Source organism: Nonomuraea sp. NPDC048882 (genome assembly GCF_040649755.1).
Taxonomy (GTDB): Bacteria; Actinomycetota; Actinomycetes; order Streptosporangiales; family Streptosporangiaceae; genus Nonomuraea; species Nonomuraea maheshkhaliensis.
In genome coordinates this window covers 281581-298490 of the sequence record NZ_JBEZGB010000003.1, presented here as the reverse complement: position 1 = coordinate 298490, position 16910 = coordinate 281581, and the positions used below count along the sequence as shown (strand labels likewise).

Genomic DNA, 16910 nt, shown 5'->3' with positions numbered 1-16910 from the left:
GGTCAGAGGATGAGTGAGGGAGTCACCGCCAGTATCGTCGCCCGCGCCGGATCATCAAGCCCCTGGCGCACCACGAGTTGCGACAATCCCCTCGGCACCACGTCCAGCACGAACCTGCCCTGGTCGTCCGCCCTCACGTGCTGAGCACCTCCCCCGGTACGCAGCTCGACCAGGTGCTCGCCGGGCGGCGCCAGCCAGCCGTCCACCCGTACGGCGTGATCGTCGCGCGCGCTCACGCTGATCATGATGGTGAGGATCTCGCTGTCGAACGTGATCGTGCGGCTGTCCTCGCCGCCGCGCACGCCCGACGGCAGCCCGGCCTCCTCGAACGGCCGCAGAACGGCGAAGTCCGCCGACTCCAGCGCCAGCGCGAAGCGCAGGCGTTCGACCAGGGTCGCGGGGACGGGATCGACCATGTGGTAGACGTCCGCGATCTCCTCGGCGAGCAACTGGTCCTCGGGGGTGAGATGGGGAGAGCTGCTCCCCTCAGTGATGTTCATCGGGGACTCCAATCGGGATCCTTCGCGAGCACCAGACGCAGCTTCGCGAAGCACCGGCCGCGCGTGGGCCCGATGCTGCCCAGCGGCATGTCCAGCGCGGCGGCCACCGCGTCGTAGTGCGGGCGCGGCACGAAGGCGATGATCCTGAGCAGCTCCGCGCACCTTTTCGGCAGGCTCTCGACCGCCTGCCAGAGCGCGCGCCGCCGCTCGTCGTTCACGAGCAGCTCGTCGGGGGTCAGCACGCCGTCGGGCAGGTCGTCGAACACGTCGTCGCCGGGCAGGTCGTCCTTGCGGGAGGCGGCGCTGACCCGCCACGCCTCGCGCCTGGCCGTGGTGACCAGCCATTCGATGAGCGCGCCCGGCGCGGCGATGGTGTCCAGGCGGCGCAGCAGGGTCAGCCAGGTCGTCTGGACGACGTCCTCGGCGGCCTGGCTGCTCAGGCCCTGGTTGCGCGCGGTGTGCCAGAGCACGGGCGTGAGCTCGGCGACGATGGCGTCCAGGGCCGCGCGGTCGCCCTGCCTGGCCGCCACCAGCAGCTCCGCGAGCCGGGCGCGGCGCTCGGCCCCGGCGGCGCGGGCACGGGCCCTGCCGGACGGAGCTCCCGAGGCTGCGTCCCTGGAAACGGGGGCCCTGGAAGCCGGCGCCCCGGCGGTGGGGGCATGGCCTGTCACCGGGTCGCCGGCCATCAGATGCGCACGACTTCCGGCCGGGCCACCTTGTCCCCGATCATCCGGTCGATGACCGCCCTGGCCCGCTCGACGGGATCGACGCCCACCTGCCCGATGGTCCTGGTCAGCTCGGCCGCGATGACGCCCGCGACGATCGGGGCGGCGAAGGAGGTGCCGCTCCAGCCGCAGAACGGCCCCATGGCGTCGCAGTCGAGCGAGGCCCGCTCCCCCGTGGCGAGCAGCGCGCTCTGGGCGCCGCTGAACTGGGGCGGGAAGGTGCTGACGACCATCGCGCCGGGGGCGCGCCAGCGTACGGCGGGATGCTCGTTGCTGAAGATGGCGATCGTGCCGTCGGGGTTCTTGGCGGCCACGCCGAGCATGGGCGCGACCGGCGGGCCCGGCACGGCCGTCTCGGAGAGGGCGGCGAGGTAGAAGGGCCGGCTCGTGGCGTAGTTGCCGGCGGCGTTGACCACGATGACGCCACGCGCCCGGAGCTGGTTGACCTTGTCGAACAGCGCCTGCATCGCCGCGTCGCCGGTCTCGGCGAAGCCGCCGAAGGAGCAGCACAGCACATCGATGTTGCGCCCGGCGTCCATCAGCGCGAGCAGGCGGTCGAGCGCCGCGTGCACGGCCTCCTCCGGCACCACGCCGTCGCTGTGCATGACCTTGTACGAAAGGACGCGGGCGTCCGGCGCGATCTGGGCGATCAGGCCGGCCAGCATGAGGCCGTGGCCGGTGTGCGAGTTGAGCGTGCCGATCAGCGGGTTGGGCAGGTGGCCGAGGTCCTCGTAGCCGACGAGCCTGGCGATGTCGCGGCCCTCGTAGGCGGGGTGGGTGTCCTCGATGAGCTGCTGCCCGTCCGGGTCGACGGTGAGGAACGCGTCGGGCTCGGTGACCGGCAGGAACCAAGGGTGCGCGGCCACGCCGGTGTCGAGGATGACCACGGTGATCCTGGGCCCGCCGAGCTCTTCGAGCGTGCGGCGGCGCGGCGGCCCGGCGACCACGGTCAGGGGGACGCGGCCGTATCCGGGGCGGGTGGCGGTACCGGGCTCGTCGGTGACGGCGTGTCCGCTGGTGGCGGGCTCGCCGCCGAGGCTGAGCGAGCCGATCCCGCTCGTGGCCGAGCCGACGAACAGGTGGTCGAGCGAGATCTGGGCGACGCCGTCCCTGATGGCCTGGGCGGTGTCGGACTCCTCGGTGAGCCGCCTGCGCAGGGCGCGGAGCGCGGGCCAGGCGTCCGCCCGCACGTCCCGGCGTTCCGGGGCGATCTCCAGGACGGCGGGCATCCAGACGGTCTCGGCGCCGAGCTCGCGGTCGCGGGCGCGGTCGATGCTGGCCTGCGACAGCCTCAGGCCGACGTCGTACAGCGCCGCGTCGATCCAGTCGGTGGCCTCGCGGGCGCGCAGCACCTGGCCGGGGACCAGCAGCACGTCCGCGCGGTAGACGGTGGAGTCGGGACGGGTCTCGCCCGGGTCCAGGCCGACGGCCCACGGATCGAGGACCTTGGCGCCGTGCCGGTCGAGGATCTCGCGGGGAAGGGTGACCCCCTGCCAGGACGGCCCGAAGGGCTCACCTCCACCGCGCCCGGTCGGCTCGGGGATGTAGTCGATGGTCAATTGCACCGCCTCCGTTCTTCCCTCTGTGGCGTACGAGAGCGGATCGGCGGCGGCGATACGCGGCGCCGGGTAACGGAAGCATCACGATCCCGTCCGGCCAGGCCGGCGCAGGTGGCCGGGCGGGCGCGGGTGGTCAAGCGGGTGCGGCGGTCAGCGGCCGGCCAGCGGGTCGACGCCGCGCAGCATCATCCCCTGCCCGCGTGAGCGGTGCACGTCGTCGGCCGGCAGGTCCTCGGGGTCGCGGAACTGCACCAGCAGCGTCGTACGCGCCTCGTCGGACCGGTTCACCCCGGACCCGTGCACGGTCAGATAGTTGAGGAACAGCACGTCACCCGCCCGCGCCTCGACCGGCACCGCCTCCTCCAGCGGCCAGCTCGACGGCGGCAGGTGCCAGCCGCCCTCCTCGACGTGCGGCAGCGGGCCCTGCCGGTGGCTGCCCGGCACGACGCGTACGCAGCCCTTCTCCTCGGGCGCGTCGTCGAAGTGGAAGATGGCCGCGCCGACCGTGTGCTTGGTGTGCGGGAAGTGGGCGGCGTCCTGGTGCATCGGGAACGGCGAGCCCTTCTCCGCCGGCTTGACGAAGATCTTGGTGTGGTGGAGCTGGACGTTGCCCGAGCCCATCAGCTCCGCCGCCACGTCGGTGAAGCGGGGGTCGACGATGAGCCGGGCGAACGCGGCCGAGTAGAACTGGGCGTCGTGGCAGTGGCGCAGCTCGGTGGCGCCGCCTCCGGCGATCCGCCGCGCGCTGCCCCAGGTGGGGTCGGAGGGGCGCAGCCGCGCCAGCAGCGCGTGGCACTCCTCGCGGTACGCCCGTGCCTCGTCGGCGCTGATCAGGCCGCTGACCAGCGCGTAACCGTTGTCCCGGTAGAACCGTGCCGGGGAGATCTCGTTCATGCAGCCCTCCAGTTCCTCCATGGTCATGCCCACTGTGGGCCGCCTGTCCACTTCGTACCGGTACGGCCGGGGACCGGGCGTCAGAAAGATGATTGACTGTGCTCCGTAAAACGTTTCATTGCGATCTTTGCGGAAGGTCACCCCCGTGGACTACGAACGCCAGCCGTACCGGAGGTGCGGCCGCAGCGGACTGCTCCTCCCCGCCGTCTCGCTCGGCCTGTGGCACAACTTCGGCGAGGCCAAGCCGCTCGAAAGCCAGCGCGCGATCCTGCACAAGGCCCTCGATCTCGGCATCACCCACTTCGACATCGCCGACCGGTACGGCCCGCCGATCGGCGCCGCCGAGGCCGCGTTCGGGCGGATCTTCCCGCGGTCGCTGCGCGACGAGGCCGTGGTGACCACCAAGGGCAGCAACCCCATGTGGGACGGCCCGTACGGCAAGGGCAACTCGCGTAAGCACCTGCTGGCCACCCTGGACCGCTCGCTGGCCCGGCTCGGCCTCGACTACGTGGACATCTTCTACCTGCACCGCGACGACGAGGACACGCCGCTGGAGGAGCAGGTCGCCACGCTCGACCACATGGTCCGCACCGGCCGCGTCCTCTACGTCGGCGTCTCCAACTTCTCCCCCGAGCGCACCGCCGAAGCCGCCCGCCTGCTGCGCGGGCTCGGCACGCCGCTCCTCGTGCACCAGCCGTCGTACTCGCTGCTGAACCGGCGCATCGAGGAGTCGCTGCTGGGCGTGCTCGAACAGGAGGGCATGGGCTGCGTGGTGTACTCCCCGCTGGCCCAGGGCCTGCTGACCGACCGGTACCTGAACGGCATCCCGGCCGACTCGCGGGCGGCCGAGGGCCGCTTCCTGACGCCGGACCGGGTGACGCCGCAAGTGCTGACATTCGTCCGGGCGCTGGCCGAGCTGGCGAGCGCGCGCGGGCAGACGGTGGCCCAGCTCGCGCTGGCGTGGGCGCTGCGCGACCCACGGATCACCTCGGTGCTGGTGGGCGCCTCCAGCCCCGAGCAGCTTGAGGCGAACGTGGCCGCGGTGGACCGGCTCGACTTCACCGAGGACGAACTGGCCACCATCGAACGGGCCGCCAAGGAGTCAGGCGTCGAGTCCTGACCCAACGTGGGTGACCAAAGTATCGGGGCGGTACATCAATCGATGTACCGCCCATTTCGCTCCTGGGGACGATCAGTACGAGCCCGCCCGCCAGCAGGCTTGAGTGCGTGGACAGACGCATCGGCGCACTCGACGTGCTGCGCGGCGTGGCCATCATGGGCACGCTGGGCACCAACATCTGGATCTTCACCGACCCCGGCGGCCCCGGGGCCTTCCTGAGCCTCGGCGCGGACGCCGGCGGGGCGGAGACGTTCCTGCGGTTCCTGTCCAACGGCAAGTTCCTCGGGCTGCTGACCCTGCTGTTCGGCGTCGGCCTCGAACTGCAGTACCGCAGTGCGGTGCGCCGGGGCCTGACCTGGCCGGGACGCTACCTCTGGCGGGCCACGCTGCTGCTGGCCGAGGGGATCCTGCACTACGTGCTGATCTTCGAGTTCGACGTGCTCATGGGGTACGCGATCACCTCGATGATCGTGGCGTACCTGATCGGGCGGAGCGAACGCGTCGTCACGGCCTGGATGGTCGCGGCCGGGACGCTGCTCCTGGCCATGGTGGGCCTGCTCACCGCGCTGCTCATGATCGTGCCGGCGGGCGGGGGCACGGCGGCGCCGCACCCGTCCGGCTGGCTGGAGCAGGTGGAGCTCCGCCTGCGCCACGCCGCGATCTTCCGCGCGGAGCTGCTCTTCATCGTGCCGCTCGGCATCGTGCTGTTCCTGCTCGGCGCGCGGCTGATGCGCGCCGGCGTCTTCGAGGAACGCGGCGCGCGCCTGCGCGGCCGGCTGATCGCCGCCGGGATCGGCGCGGGCGTGCCGCTGAACCTGCTCACCTCGTTCTCCGGGCCCGCCTGGTTCATGGTGGACCGCTACCTCGTGGCGCCGCTGGTCTCCCTGGGCCTGCTGGCGCTGATCACCTCGATCGTGCTGCGGGCGCGGAGCGCGCCCGGCGTCCTGCGCCGCGGCTTCACCAACGTCGGCCGTACGGCGCTGTCGTGCTACGTCTTCCAGAATCTGGTCGCCGGCGCGCTCTGCTACGGCTGGGGCCTCGGCCTCGCCACCCGCCTGGACGGGTTGCGGCCCTGGTGGGTGCCGGTCGCCTGGGCCGGGATCTGCTTGCTGTTCATGTCCCTGTCGTCACTGTGGCTGCGCCGCTTCGACCGCGGGCCGATCGAACTGGCCTGGCAGTGGGCTTACCAGGCGCCGTGGCGGCAGGCACCCGCCGAGGCGAGCCGATAGCCGGCCGGTGGAGCGGGCGGGGTCAGGGGCGGCGGTGGGCGGCGCCCGGGTGGGTGGCGGGCAGGCGGTTGACGCCGGGGCCGAGCAGCCGCTCACGCAGCGTCGAGTCACCGTACTCGGTGCGGTAGCGGCCCCGCCGCTGCAGCTCCGGCACGACCAGCTCGATGAAGTCCTCCGCGGTGCCCGGTGACAGGTACTGCATGAGGTTGAACCCCGTCGCGCCCGTCTCGTCGGCCCAGCGCTCGATCTCGTCCGCGACGTGCCCCGGCGTGCCCGCGACGAAGAACGGACCGCCTGCGCCGATCCGGCCGACCGAGTCGAGCACGTCGCCGACCCGCAGGCCGCGGCCGGCCAGTGGACGCACGGCCCGCTCGGTGAAGTCGCCGCCGCGGGCCACGATGTCGTCGATCAGCTCGCCCGGATCGTAGGCGGCCAGGTCGATGCCGCTGCCGCGCTGCGCCAGGAAGCCCTCCGGCCTGATGTGCCGCTGCAGGCCGGCCACCTTGGCCTCCACCTCCCGCTGTGTACGCGCCACGATGACGGACGCGCCGGGGAAGAAGGTGATGTGGGCGGGATCGCGCCCGTACGCGGCGGCCCGGCGCCGGGTGTCGGCGATGTCCTCGCGCAGCGCCTCCAGGGACGCGCCTCCGGTGAAGACCGCCTCGGCGTGCCTGGCCGCGAACTCCTTGCCGCGCTCGGAATTGCCCGCCTGGTAGAGGACGGGGGTGCGCTGCGGCGACGGCTCCGACAGGTGCGGCCCGGCGACCCGGAAGTGTTTGCCCACGTGGTCGATGGCGTGGACCTTGGCCGGGTCGGCATAGACGTGCCGCTCCCGGTCGCGGAGCACGGCGCCGTCCTCCCAGCTGCCCTCCCACAGCTTGTAGAGCACCTCCAGGTACTCCTCGGCGATCTCGTAGCGCAGGTCGTGCTCGATCTCGTCGTCCAGGCCGAAGTTGCGGGCGGCGCTGCGCAGGTAGGAGGTGACGACGTTCCAGGCCACCCGGCCCTTGGTGAGGTGGTCGAGGGTGGACATGCGGCGGGCGTGCGCGAACGGCGGCTCGTACGTGGTGGAGAAGGTCACCGCGAAACCCAGGTGCCTGGTCACGGCGGCCATCGCGGGCACCACGAGCAGCGGGTCGTTGGCGGGGATCTGCACGGCCTCGCGGATGGCGGTCTCGGGGCCCCCGGTAGCGGTCGTAGGCGCCTACGACGTCGGCCAGGAAGACGGCGTCGAACAGGCCGCGCTCCAGCAGCCTGGCCAGGTCGGTCCAGTACTCCAGGTCGGTGTAGCGGTGGCGGTTGTTGCCCGGGTGGGTCCACAGGCCGTGCTGGATGTGGCCGACGCAGTTCATCTCGAACAGGTTGAAATGGATGATGCCGCTCATCGGGGGAAACCCCTGGGGGCGATGCCGTTGAGGTGGTAGTTGCCGACGTCGTGCACCTTGGCCCGCCGCGGGTCGTGCACGGTGTGCGTACGCGCGTTGCGCCAGTGCCGGTCCAATCCGAGCGGGCCGCGGGCGGCGCTCGCCCCGGCCAGCTCGAACCATTCGGAGGTGACCCGGTTGGCGGCCCGGTCGGCCTGGGCCCGCGCGGCGGCCATGGCGACGGCGGCCTCTCCCGCCAGCTCCTCGAACTCCTCCGGCGCCGCGGCGCGGGCCCGGTCCACCGCCTCGCCCGCGCTCTCCAGCAGCGCCCTGGCGGCCCTGGTCAGCACGGCCAGCTCGCCGAAGCGCTGGACGACGACCGGGTCCTCGACCACCTTCTCCGGCAGGGCGCCCGGCCAGCCGCCCTTGGTGTAGCCGCGCAGGAAGGCGGCGGCCTCGGTGAGGGCTCCTTCGGCGATGCCGGTGTCGATGGCGGCGTGGATGAGCAGCCCGAAGCTGCGGAACGTGCTGAGGTCGTCGCGGCGGACCGGCATCACGTGCTCGGCGGGCACGGTCACCACCTCCAGCGGCTTCCTCTCCTGGAGGGGCGGCGTCCGTACCTCCGGCAGCGTCACGAGCCGTCTCCGATCGGGTACGGGACGGCGGTCGAGGCATGGTGGATCACGAATCTCTCCTCTTCGGGAGGGACAAAGGGGTGAAACGGCGAGATTTCGTGATCAGCGACATTGCGCGCTGGCGACGTGACCGAAGTCCACGTGCGGGCGCCGGGTCAGGTGGAGGCCCTGGCTCATGCCCTTGAAGCTACGAGCCCTTCTGGAGAAAGTCAACATTTCCTACTGGATATACATGTAATTCGGACGACCGGGGCCCGGCGGACAGGGTGCCCAAGATTGCGGACCTGGCCTTTCCCACGACTCGGCGGAGGATGGGGGCGTGCGTGACAGTCGTGTGCATGACCGACATAACGCCCTCAGCCGAGCCCACACCCACCCCCGCAGGCGCGGAGCGACCGCTGCCGATCCGGGTGCTGCTCGGCATCGCCCACCGCTGGCCCACCTGGCTGGGGCTGGCGGTCATGGCGCAGAGCGCCTTCGGCATGGACGACGGCCGGCCCCAGGCGCTCATCGTGTTCCTGGCCGCGCTCATCTACCTGGGCACCGCGCTGCTCGGCCGGCCGGCCGTGGTCTGGCCGCTGTTCGTCGCGTCCGTGGTCGGGGTGGCGGTGGCACGGGTGCTCGACGCGGACCCGTGGCCGGCGCTGGTGGGCGGGGCGGTGTGCGTGACCGTACTGGCCCTGGTGGCCGGCGTGGCGCGGCGGCCGCCGCTGACCGCGCTGCAAGTGCCCTTCATGCTGGTCTTCGGCGGCGCCGCGGTCGTCGCACTGTCCCTGTCGCCGGTCGCGGGAAGTTATCTCGTCGCCGCCGCCCTCATCGGCCACGCCGTGCAGGACGTCGTCGTCTGGCGGGCGAACCAGGTGGTGACGCGGTCGCTGGCGGAGTTCTGCGCGGTGCTCGACTTCACGCTCGGGGTCGCGATCCTGGTGCTCGTCTGATCGGACCGGCGGAGTCCACCGATTGACCCTTGCCCGGAGGTTGACGACCTGTCCGGGCAGCGCTTACGGTTCCGGCAGCCGGTGAAATTATCGACACACCACCGAAACTTTCGGTCGCGTGTCGCGCTCGTCTGGCACCCCCGGCTCCGGCATCGGAGGTAACACGGTGAAGCTCCTGATCATCGCTTTAGCGCTCGTCCTCGCCACCCCGGCCCTGCCCGCGTCCGCCCATCCGCGCCCACCGCGCGACCTGCGGCAGCTCGCGCAGCAGACCGGCGTCAAGATCGGCTCTGCCGTCGACATCGCCGCCCTGCGCGCGGAGTCCGACTACCGCAGGGTGCTCAACCGCGAGTTCAGCCACGTCACCGCGGAGAACGCGATGAAGTGGGAGTCCGTCGAGCCGGAGCGCGGGGTGTTCACCTGGGCCGACGCCGACGCACTGGTCGAGAACGCGCGCCGCAACCACCAGCAGGTACGCGGCCACACCCTCGTCTGGCACAACCAGCTGCCCGCCTGGCTGACCAGCGGCGTGGCCGACGGCTCGATCGACGCCACCGAGCTCAGGAAGATCCTGCGCGACCACATCACCACCCAGGTCCGCCGCTACAAGGGCAAGATCAGGGCCTGGGACGTGGTCAACGAGGTCGTCGAGGACGACGGCACGATGCGGCAGACCCTCTGGCTGACCCACCTCGGCCCCGGCTACATCGCCGACGCCTTCCGCTGGGCGCACCAGGCCGACCCGCACGCCAAGCTCTACATCAACGACTACAACCTGGAGTGGAACGCCCCCAAGATCGAGACCACCTTCGCCCTGGTCAAGGACCTGCGGGCGCAGGGGGTGCCGATCCACGGGGCCGGCTTCCAGGGCCACCTGGGCATCCAGTACGACTACCCGGGCGACTGGGCGAACGTGATGCGCCGCTTCGCCGGTCTGGGCCTCGAAATCGCGGTCACCGAGCTGGACGTGCGCATGGTGCTGCCCGTGACGCCGGAGAAGCTGGCGACCCAGGCCACGTACTACAGCCGGGCGCTCTCCGACTGCCTCAGCGTCCGCGCGTGCCGCGAGCTGACCGTGTGGGGCTACACCGACCGGCACTCGTGGGTGCCCGGCTGGTTCGAGGGTGAGGGCTCGGCCTGCCTGCTCGACGAGAACCTCGCGCCCAAGCCGGCCTACCGGGCGCTGCTGACGGTGAAGCGCCCCCGCTGACGCCGCCCGGCCCAGGTCCGCACTAGTGGTTCGGCGCGGACCTGGGCGGCGGTCTCGTCAGGACGGGTCCAGGCGCTGGAGCAGGCCGTACACGAAACGGGCGCGGTACGTGCGGCCGTCGTGGGGGAAGTCGACCGTCCAGTGCTGCGGGGCGGGGCCCTCGATCTGGACGGCGCCGGGGAAGCTCGCGCCGAGGTCGGCCACGACGCACGTCCACGGTGTCAGGTCCGCGAACGCCACCTCCGCCGGGCCCTCGGGCCGGACGAACCACTGGTTCCACACCTCGCCGCCGGGGCCGACCAGGGCCTCGAACGCCAGGCCCGGCCAGCTCGGCAGCGGCCAGCGCAGCACGTCGCAGGTCAGGCTGCCCGCGGGCCTGCTGTCCCGGTACGGCGGCGCCCCCAGCGCCATCCGCAGCGCCGCGGCCCCCTTGGGCGCCCTCGGGGCGTGGGCCAGCCGCGTCCAGTGGGCGTGGGCCTCACGGAGCTCGGCGCGGGAGGCGCCCATGCCGTGCAGCGCCTCCTCCACCTTGCCGGCGTTGAGGTCCTTCATGCGGTGCATCAGCGCCAGCTCGAACTCGCGCACCCGGAAAGCCACGGGATACAGCTTGCCAGCCCGTCGGGGTCACGGCGCCCGTCAACGGCCGGAGGTCTTCACCGCACCTCCCGACCGGCTACCGCCGAATCGTTGGAGTCGCCGGCGGCGATCACGTCGGCCAGGGTGATCTCGCTGAGCAGGGCGTTCTCGTGGCTGCGCAGCCGGTCCCAGATCTCGGCCAGCGGCGCGGCGGCCGGGGAGAAGGGCCGGGCGGGCGGTTCCGCGCCCTCGGTGACGCGGATGACGTCGGCGAGCGCGATCTGCCCGGCCGGGCGGGCCAGCCAGTAGCCCCCGTCGGGGCCCCGCTGGCTGCGGATCAGGCCCGCCCGGCGTAGTTGGAGCAGGATGTTGTCGCAGAAGCGGCGCGGGATCTCCTGCGTGACGGCGATCCGCTCGGCGTGCACCGGGCGGTCGGCCACGGCCAGGGCGAGCATGGCGCCTAGGGCGTACTGGGTACGGGCGGAGATTCTCATGGGCGGCGGGCTTCAGGCGGAGGCCGTCTCCTCCTCTGAGCCGCGGGCGCGCAACTCGCTCTCCACCGCCTCGACCGACTCGTTGGCCTTGTCGCGGCGGTACTCGCGTACCGAGTAGGCGATGGCCGCCGCCCAGATGACCGCGATGACGATGTACGCCACGGTCTGGACGCCGGTGGAGGCGTCGATCCAGTCGCTGCGCAGCAGCGTGCGCACGTTCGTCAGGACGATGACGCCACCGACGGCCGAGCCGAGGATGCGCGGCGGGATGTGCCGGACCAGCCAGGCGGCGATCGGCGCGGCGATGACGCCGCCGAGCAGCAGCACGGCCACCCAGGAGAAGTTGATGTTCTCCGAGCCGATGCCGACGAAGAAGCCGACGCTGGCCGCGATGGCGACGAGGAACTCGCTGGCGTCGATCGAGCCGATCACCTTGCGCGGCGCCATGCGCCCGCTGGCCAGGATCGCCGGGGTGCCGACGGGGCCCCAGCCACCGCCGCCGGTGGCGTCCACGAAGCCGGCCACCAGGCCGAGCGGCGCGAGGAAGCGCCGACGCAGCGGCTTGCCCAGGTTGCCGCGCGGCAGGCCGAAGGCGGTGAAGCGGATGAGGATGTAGACGCCCAGGGCCAGCAGGATGATCGACATGACCGGGGCGGCGATCTCGGTGGAAAGGCTCGACAGGAACGTCGCGCCGGCGAACGCGCCCACGGCTCCCGGGATGCCGATCTTGGCGACGACCTTCCAGTCCACGTTGCCGAAGCGCCAGTGGGAGATGCCCGAAGCGAGCGTGGTGCCGATTTCGGCGAGGTGGACGGTGGCGGATGCCGCCGCCGCGTTGGTGCCGATGGCCAGCAGCAGCGTAGTCGAGGTGACGCCGTAGGCCATGCCTAGGCTGCCGTCGACCAGCTGAGCCGCGAGACCGACCAGCCCGAGCAGGATGAGTGCCCGCACGATCTCCCCTTTCCTACCATTCCTACTATACAAGTAGGAATAATAATTTAAGGCGGGAGGCGTCCTGTCAACCCCTGGCCGGGGAACAACTGAGCGTCGGCTGCCTGAACGACGACGGCCGCCCCACCCCTCGAACGGGGCGAAGCGGCCGCGGCGGCTCGTCTGGAGCGGTTCTGCTGGAACGGTTCTTGTAGAGCGTTGATCAGCCGGGATCACGCGGATCGGGATCGGGCGGGATCAGCTGGGGATCAGGGCCTTGACGGCGAGCTCCTCCTGGCCGGCCGGACCGTCGAGACGGATCGACAGCTCCCACACACCGCTCATCGCGAACAACTCCCCCTCGGCCACGAAACGGCCGGGCTCCCGCTCGCGTGCGGCGACCTCGGGCGTCGAGTGCCCCATGTCGGCCATCACCGCCGACAGGGTCACGGTGTCGGCGTCGCCCGAGGTCACCTCGACCTCGGCGGCGACCCGCCCGGGCGCCGGATTCTCGATCAGTACGGTGACGGCGTAGCGCGTGCCCGTGGTCGTCAGGCGCAGCGGCTCGGCCGCCATGCTCCTGCCCACCACGAACAGCGTCACGGCGACGACCACGAGCGCCAGGGCCGCGAGGGCCCATTTCCGGCTCATCGCGTGGCCTCCGATGCCGTCACGTCCACGGCGAAGGGCACGGTGACGACGCCCTCGCCGGTGGCGTACTGGGCCCAGGCCAGATAGCGGCCCGCCTGCGGGAAGCTGAAGGTGAACCGCAGCCGGGAGCCCGGGGCGCCCATCTCGTGGACGTGACCGAAGAAGGTGCCGTCCTGGCTGCGGATGAGCAGGTGACCGGCCATCCCGAGCCAGGGCCGCACGCCCGCGGGCGCGTCCAGCTCGATCGTCGCCGGACGCCCCGCCACAGGAACGTCAGGCCGCAACCGCGGCACAGCACCCACGCCACCGGCACCCGTCTCAGTCGGGTCTGTCGCAGCCGAGTCGGTGGTGGCCGGATCCGTGGTGGCCGGATCCGTGGTAGCCGGATCCGTGGTAGCCGGATCCGTGGTAGCCGGATCCGTGGTAGCCGGATCCGTGGTAGCCGGATCCGTGGTAGCCGGATCCGTGGTGGCCGGATCCGTGGTGGCCGGATCCGTGGTGGCCGGATCCGTGGTGGCCGGATCCGTGGTGGCCGGATCCGTGGTGGCCGGATCCGTGGCTGAACGGTTCGACGACGGTGGGTCCGACAGTGGGGCCTCGCCGCCTATGGTGACGGTCGCGGTGGCGAGCTGGCCGCCTGAGTTCTCCCGTTCCAGCTCGGCATGGGTCAGGTAGCGGCCGGGGCGGTCGGCGCGCAGCCTGACTTCCAGCCTGCCCGGCGCCGTGCGCAGGGGGTGCAGGTGGCGGAAGTAGCGGCCGTCCTCGCTGGTCACGACCACATGGGCGAGCGCCTCGTGGTGCACGGTGAGGTCGTCCACGGGACGGCCGGTGGAGCCGTCCACGAGGTCGATCCGGAGCGTGAACTCCTCCCCCGCCGCCGGCCGCGCCGGCACCGTCGCCACCCGCGTCTGCACGTACGGCCGCCCGCCCGTCACCACCCTCGACCCCGTCTCCGACCCCGCCCCGGACAACGGCTCCGACGACGCCTCGGGTGCGGCACCGTCGGGGACGGGCGGCGGCATCCAGGGTTCGAACACGATGACCATGACGGCGACCGTCACCCCGGCCGCAGCCCCCGCCGCCAGCAGCATCGCCGTGCCCCGCCGGGCGAGCGCCCCGGTGAGCAGGCCGCCCACCAGCAGCATCGCGGCCACGAACAGGCCGCCGTAGATCAGGAAGTCGCCCGCGGAACCGCGGTCAACCAGCACCCGGAACGGGATCACGGCGACCTCGTTCCCCGCGCTCAGCTTCAGCTCGTGCGGCCCGGTCCGGTTCACCCGGAGCTCCGCGTACTGCGGATCGCGCGCCGCCGCCCGCGCCGTGGCGGTCGCGGTCCGCCCGTCCTCGACCGAGCGCACCTCCAGGCCGACCGGCAGCGCGGTGACCGGCTGGTACGCGATCACCCCGATCCGCAGCGGCCCCGGCACGCGAGGCGTCCCTTTGATCACCACCGTGACCTCGGCGCCGGCGATCGTCTGGGCGATCCGCAGATCCGCCCCCACCGTGACGTTGTGCGCCGCGGCGGGAACGGCGGTGCCCACGACCAGCACGGCGATGAGACACAGCACCTGGACCGCCGCCGCTCGGAGCCGTCGGATCATGCCCGCTCGGTGTCGTCGAGCACGTTGGAGCGGGCGAGCACGCCGGAGTCGGCGGACGCGCCGGGATCGGCGAGCGCGTCGCGGTCCGGTGCCGCGTCGGGGGCGGGGAGCGCGTTGGGCAGGAACAGGGCTCCGAACGCCAGGCCGATCAGCCCGGCCACGACCGGCGCGCCCGTCCACAACTCCGGGACGGCGGGCAGGCCGCCGCCCGCCACCGAGGCGACCGCGAAGTAGAGCGACCAGGTGGCGAACGGCGACAGCCCGGCGAAGGCCCAGAAGGCGCCCCTGCGCGCGGCCGACGGGCGCAGCCGGAGGATCAGCAGGTCGCTCACCAGCCCGCCGGCCACGAACGCCAGCAGGATCGGCAGGTTACTGAACTCCGTCTGCGCGCCGGGCATGAGGACGCTCAGCGCGTACAGGACGGTCACCGCGCCGAACGGGAGCCGCCAGCGGCGGACGAGGAACAGCACGGGGGTGAGCGTGACGACGTTGGTGATCACCAGCGCGGACGCCAGCCGGGCGGCGCCCTGGTTGTCGGTGGCGGAGAAGCTCTCGACGATGCGCTGCGGCCCGTACTGCATGGCGTCGCCGTAGGAGAGGAAGAGCCACACCAGCGCCGTGGCGAAGCCGAGCCCGATCAGCGCGGGAAGCAGGCGTCCGAGCGACGGCCTTTCGCCCACGTCGGGGGCGTTCCAGGTGGAGCGGAGTGGGGTCGTGATGATGATGAGCATCGTCACGATAAGGCCGAGATGCGAAGGGCTGAAAAGAATGTCAAGATTCGTCTCGATGCCGAGGATCGTGTGCCACATCATGTCCACGAATCCGAAGGCGGCGAACCCGGGAATCGCCACCAGCCCGGCCAGATATCCGTTGGGCACGGCCGCCGGCCCCTGCCGACCGGCGCGCACCCCGCGCCACACCTGCCAGCAGATCCAGCCCGAGACCACGGCGAACCCCGAGTAGAACACCGCGTGCCACGGCGTGAAGAACGTCTCCAGTTCGGTGAGGTTGGTGTGCGCCCACGCGTCGATCATCAACCCGACGCCGAACCAGATGCCCAGCAACGCCGTCACGAGGTCCGTCCGGGGAGAGACCCAGCCGCGCGGCTCACCTGAATCCGCGAGTAAACGCCGCATGCCGGTATTGGTCAACGCCACTTGATGTCCCCTTTCGGCGGCCCGATTTTCCGACGCCTCGAATCTAGCGCGGCGCGCCAAAATACGCGTAAGTAGAATTGCAGTACAATTTCACGCTACGTACCTGCACGAACACGATTCAGCGCCTTTCTGGCGAAAAGGGGGATTTCTGGCGTCCGGAATACACAGGAAACCTGGAACTATCCCGCTTGAGAACAGCGGGCGTCCTGCGCGATGCTGGTGTGTCAACAGCGCGTGAAGTCCGTACCGGGGGTGGGATGAGGTCGTCTCTGCGGGTCCTGCGCTGGCTGCCGTTCATCGTCATGCTGGGCGTCACCCTGGTCGATCTGCTCGCCGGCCAGAACCTCGTCTTCCTGCCGCTGCTCACGCTGGGCCCGGCCTTCGCGTCGGTGTCGGGCGGTGTACGACGCACGGCCGCCGTCGGAGCGGTGGCGCTGGCCATCTGCGTGCCCATGGCGATCTACAACGACCTGCTGTTCACCTGGGCCAACAACCTCACCGTCATCTCCATCGCCGGGGTGACGGCGGCGAGCATGCTGGCCAGCCGGCTGCGCCTGCAGCGCGAGCGCGAGCTGGCCAGCGTGCGGCAGGTCGCCGAGGCCGCTCAGCGCGTGCTGCTGCGGCCGGTGCCGCGGCGGGCGGGCGACGTGCGGGTGGCGCTGTCCTACACCTCCGCGGCGGCCGAGGCGCGGATCGGCGGCGATCTGTACGAGGTCGTCACCACCCCGCAGGGCGTCCGGCTGCTGATCGGCGACGTGCAGGGCAAGGGCCTGGCGGCGGTCGAGACGGCGGCGTGGGTGCTCGGCGCCTTCCGCGAGGCCGCCTACGACGAGGCCGACCTGGGCGACATCGGCGACCGCCTGGAGGCCAGCCTGGCCAGGCACTTAGGCGGCGAGCAGTTCGTCACCGCGATCATCGCGGAGATCCACGAGAAGGAGATGTCGCTGGTCAACTTCGGCCACCCGGCGCCGCTGCTGATCACGGGTGACGGCGAGCTGCACGCCCCCGAGCCGGCCGAGCAGGGGCTGCCCCTCGGGCTGGGCGTGTTCGAGACCTCGGCGCCGAAGCCGCAGCGGATCCCGTTCGGCTCCGGCGACCGCGTCCTGTTCTTCACCGACGGGGTGATCGAGGCCAGAAACGCGGCCGGCGAGTTCTACCCGCTGATGGAGCGGGCGTGGCTGCTGCGCCGCGACGACCCGCAGGAGGCGCTCGACTCGCTGCGGACGGACCTGGTGCAGCACACGGGCGGCCCGCTGCACGACGACGCCGCCATGCTCCTGCTCCACCGTCCGTAATACCCCACCGCCCGTAACACCCCAGCTCCCGT

General features: G+C 71.7%; 16 protein-coding genes and 1 pseudogene. 5 read left to right on the top strand and 12 right to left on the bottom strand.

From position 1 onward, the window contains the following. Window positions 1-2 precede the first annotated feature (2 nt). From AB0C27_RS11475 to AB0C27_RS11460, 4 genes are all read right to left on the bottom strand, one after another. The gene (locus tag AB0C27_RS11475) at window positions 3-500 is read right to left on the bottom strand and encodes a hypothetical protein (RefSeq protein WP_357841434.1); all 498 of its coding nucleotides are present in this window, start codon (window positions 498-500) and stop codon (window positions 3-5) included. After that, window positions 497-1186: a sigma-70 family RNA polymerase sigma factor gene (locus AB0C27_RS11470; protein WP_357841431.1), complete on the bottom strand. Its 690-nt coding sequence runs from the start codon at window positions 1184-1186 to the stop codon at window positions 497-499. The genes AB0C27_RS11475 and AB0C27_RS11470 overlap by 4 nt, the downstream gene beginning before the upstream one ends. Next, on the bottom strand, window positions 1186-2784 hold the full coding sequence (locus AB0C27_RS11465) for a S8/S53 family peptidase (RefSeq protein WP_357841428.1): 1599 nt from the start codon (window positions 2782-2784) through the stop codon (window positions 1186-1188). Before AB0C27_RS11465 ends, AB0C27_RS11470 begins: the two co-directional genes overlap by 1 nt. Before the next feature lie 150 nt (window positions 2785-2934). Beyond that, a complete protein-coding gene (locus tag AB0C27_RS11460) occupies window positions 2935-3705 on the bottom strand; it encodes a phytanoyl-CoA dioxygenase family protein (protein ID WP_357841425.1) in 771 nt (256 codons plus the stop codon). Between the two features lie 118 nt (window positions 3706-3823). Between AB0C27_RS11460 and AB0C27_RS11455 the strand changes: the two genes are divergently transcribed. After that, window positions 3824-4798, top strand: a complete 975-nt coding sequence (locus AB0C27_RS11455) for an aldo/keto reductase (RefSeq protein ID WP_357841422.1) — start codon at window positions 3824-3826, stop codon at window positions 4796-4798. 107 nt (window positions 4799-4905) lie between these two features. Further along, a complete protein-coding gene (locus AB0C27_RS11450) occupies window positions 4906-6027 on the top strand; it encodes a DUF418 domain-containing protein (protein ID WP_357841419.1) in 1122 nt (373 codons plus the stop codon). Window positions 6028-6049: 22 nt separating this feature from the next. Here the strand turns inward: AB0C27_RS11450 and AB0C27_RS11445 are convergent. Next, a pseudogene (locus tag AB0C27_RS11445) lies at window positions 6050-7201 on the bottom strand (LLM class flavin-dependent oxidoreductase); the annotation flags it as partial. 207 nt (window positions 7202-7408) lie between these two features. Continuing rightward, window positions 7409-8026 carry an acyl-CoA dehydrogenase family protein gene (locus AB0C27_RS11440; protein WP_357841416.1) on the bottom strand — a complete coding sequence of 206 codons (618 nt, stop codon included), beginning with the start codon at window positions 8024-8026 and terminating at the stop codon, window positions 7409-7411. A gap of 338 nt (window positions 8027-8364) precedes the next feature. On the opposite strand from AB0C27_RS11440, the gene AB0C27_RS11435 reads away from it, so the two are divergent. Together AB0C27_RS11435 and AB0C27_RS11430 are read left to right on the top strand one after the other, a co-directional pair. Next, window positions 8365-8964 carry a hypothetical protein gene (locus AB0C27_RS11435; protein WP_357841413.1) on the top strand — a complete coding sequence of 200 codons (600 nt, stop codon included), beginning with the start codon at window positions 8365-8367 and terminating at the stop codon, window positions 8962-8964. Between the two features lie 166 nt (window positions 8965-9130). Then, complete coding sequence (locus tag AB0C27_RS11430; protein WP_357841410.1) at window positions 9131-10174, top strand: endo-1,4-beta-xylanase; 1044 nt, start codon at window positions 9131-9133, stop codon at window positions 10172-10174. 57 nt (window positions 10175-10231) lie between these two features. On the opposite strand, the gene AB0C27_RS11425 is transcribed toward AB0C27_RS11430, so the two are convergent. The 6 genes from AB0C27_RS11425 to AB0C27_RS11400 all read right to left on the bottom strand — a co-directional run bounded on the left by AB0C27_RS11425 (window position 10232) and on the right by AB0C27_RS11400 (window position 15583). Beyond that, window positions 10232-10771, bottom strand: a complete 540-nt coding sequence (locus tag AB0C27_RS11425) for a hypothetical protein (RefSeq protein ID WP_357841407.1) — start codon at window positions 10769-10771, stop codon at window positions 10232-10234. A 56-nt stretch (window positions 10772-10827) separates the two neighbouring features. After that, window positions 10828-11244 (bottom strand): Rrf2 family transcriptional regulator, encoded by a 417-nt coding sequence (locus tag AB0C27_RS11420; protein WP_357841404.1) that lies wholly within the window; start codon window positions 11242-11244, stop codon window positions 10828-10830. A 12-nt stretch (window positions 11245-11256) separates the two neighbouring features. Beyond that, window positions 11257-12195, bottom strand: coding sequence for a sulfite exporter TauE/SafE family protein (locus AB0C27_RS11415; RefSeq protein ID WP_357841401.1), 939 nt, complete (start codon window positions 12193-12195; stop codon window positions 11257-11259). A gap of 237 nt (window positions 12196-12432) precedes the next feature. Continuing rightward, complete coding sequence (locus tag AB0C27_RS11410) at window positions 12433-12825, bottom strand: hypothetical protein (protein WP_357841398.1); 393 nt, start codon at window positions 12823-12825, stop codon at window positions 12433-12435. Then, window positions 12822-14426 carry a hypothetical protein gene (locus AB0C27_RS11405; protein WP_357841395.1) on the bottom strand — a complete coding sequence of 535 codons (1605 nt, stop codon included), beginning with the start codon at window positions 14424-14426 and terminating at the stop codon, window positions 12822-12824. Before AB0C27_RS11405 ends, AB0C27_RS11410 begins: the two co-directional genes overlap by 4 nt. Further along, window positions 14423-15583 carry a hypothetical protein gene (locus AB0C27_RS11400; protein ID WP_357841393.1) on the bottom strand — a complete coding sequence of 387 codons (1161 nt, stop codon included), beginning with the start codon at window positions 15581-15583 and terminating at the stop codon, window positions 14423-14425. Before AB0C27_RS11400 ends, AB0C27_RS11405 begins: the two co-directional genes overlap by 4 nt. Before the next feature lie 257 nt (window positions 15584-15840). Here AB0C27_RS11400 and AB0C27_RS11395 point away from each other — a divergent pair, with 257 nt between their 5' ends. Then, on the top strand, window positions 15841-16878 hold the full coding sequence (locus AB0C27_RS11395; RefSeq protein ID WP_357841391.1) for a PP2C family protein-serine/threonine phosphatase: 1038 nt from the start codon (window positions 15841-15843) through the stop codon (window positions 16876-16878). Window positions 16879-16910: the final 32 nt, after the last annotated feature.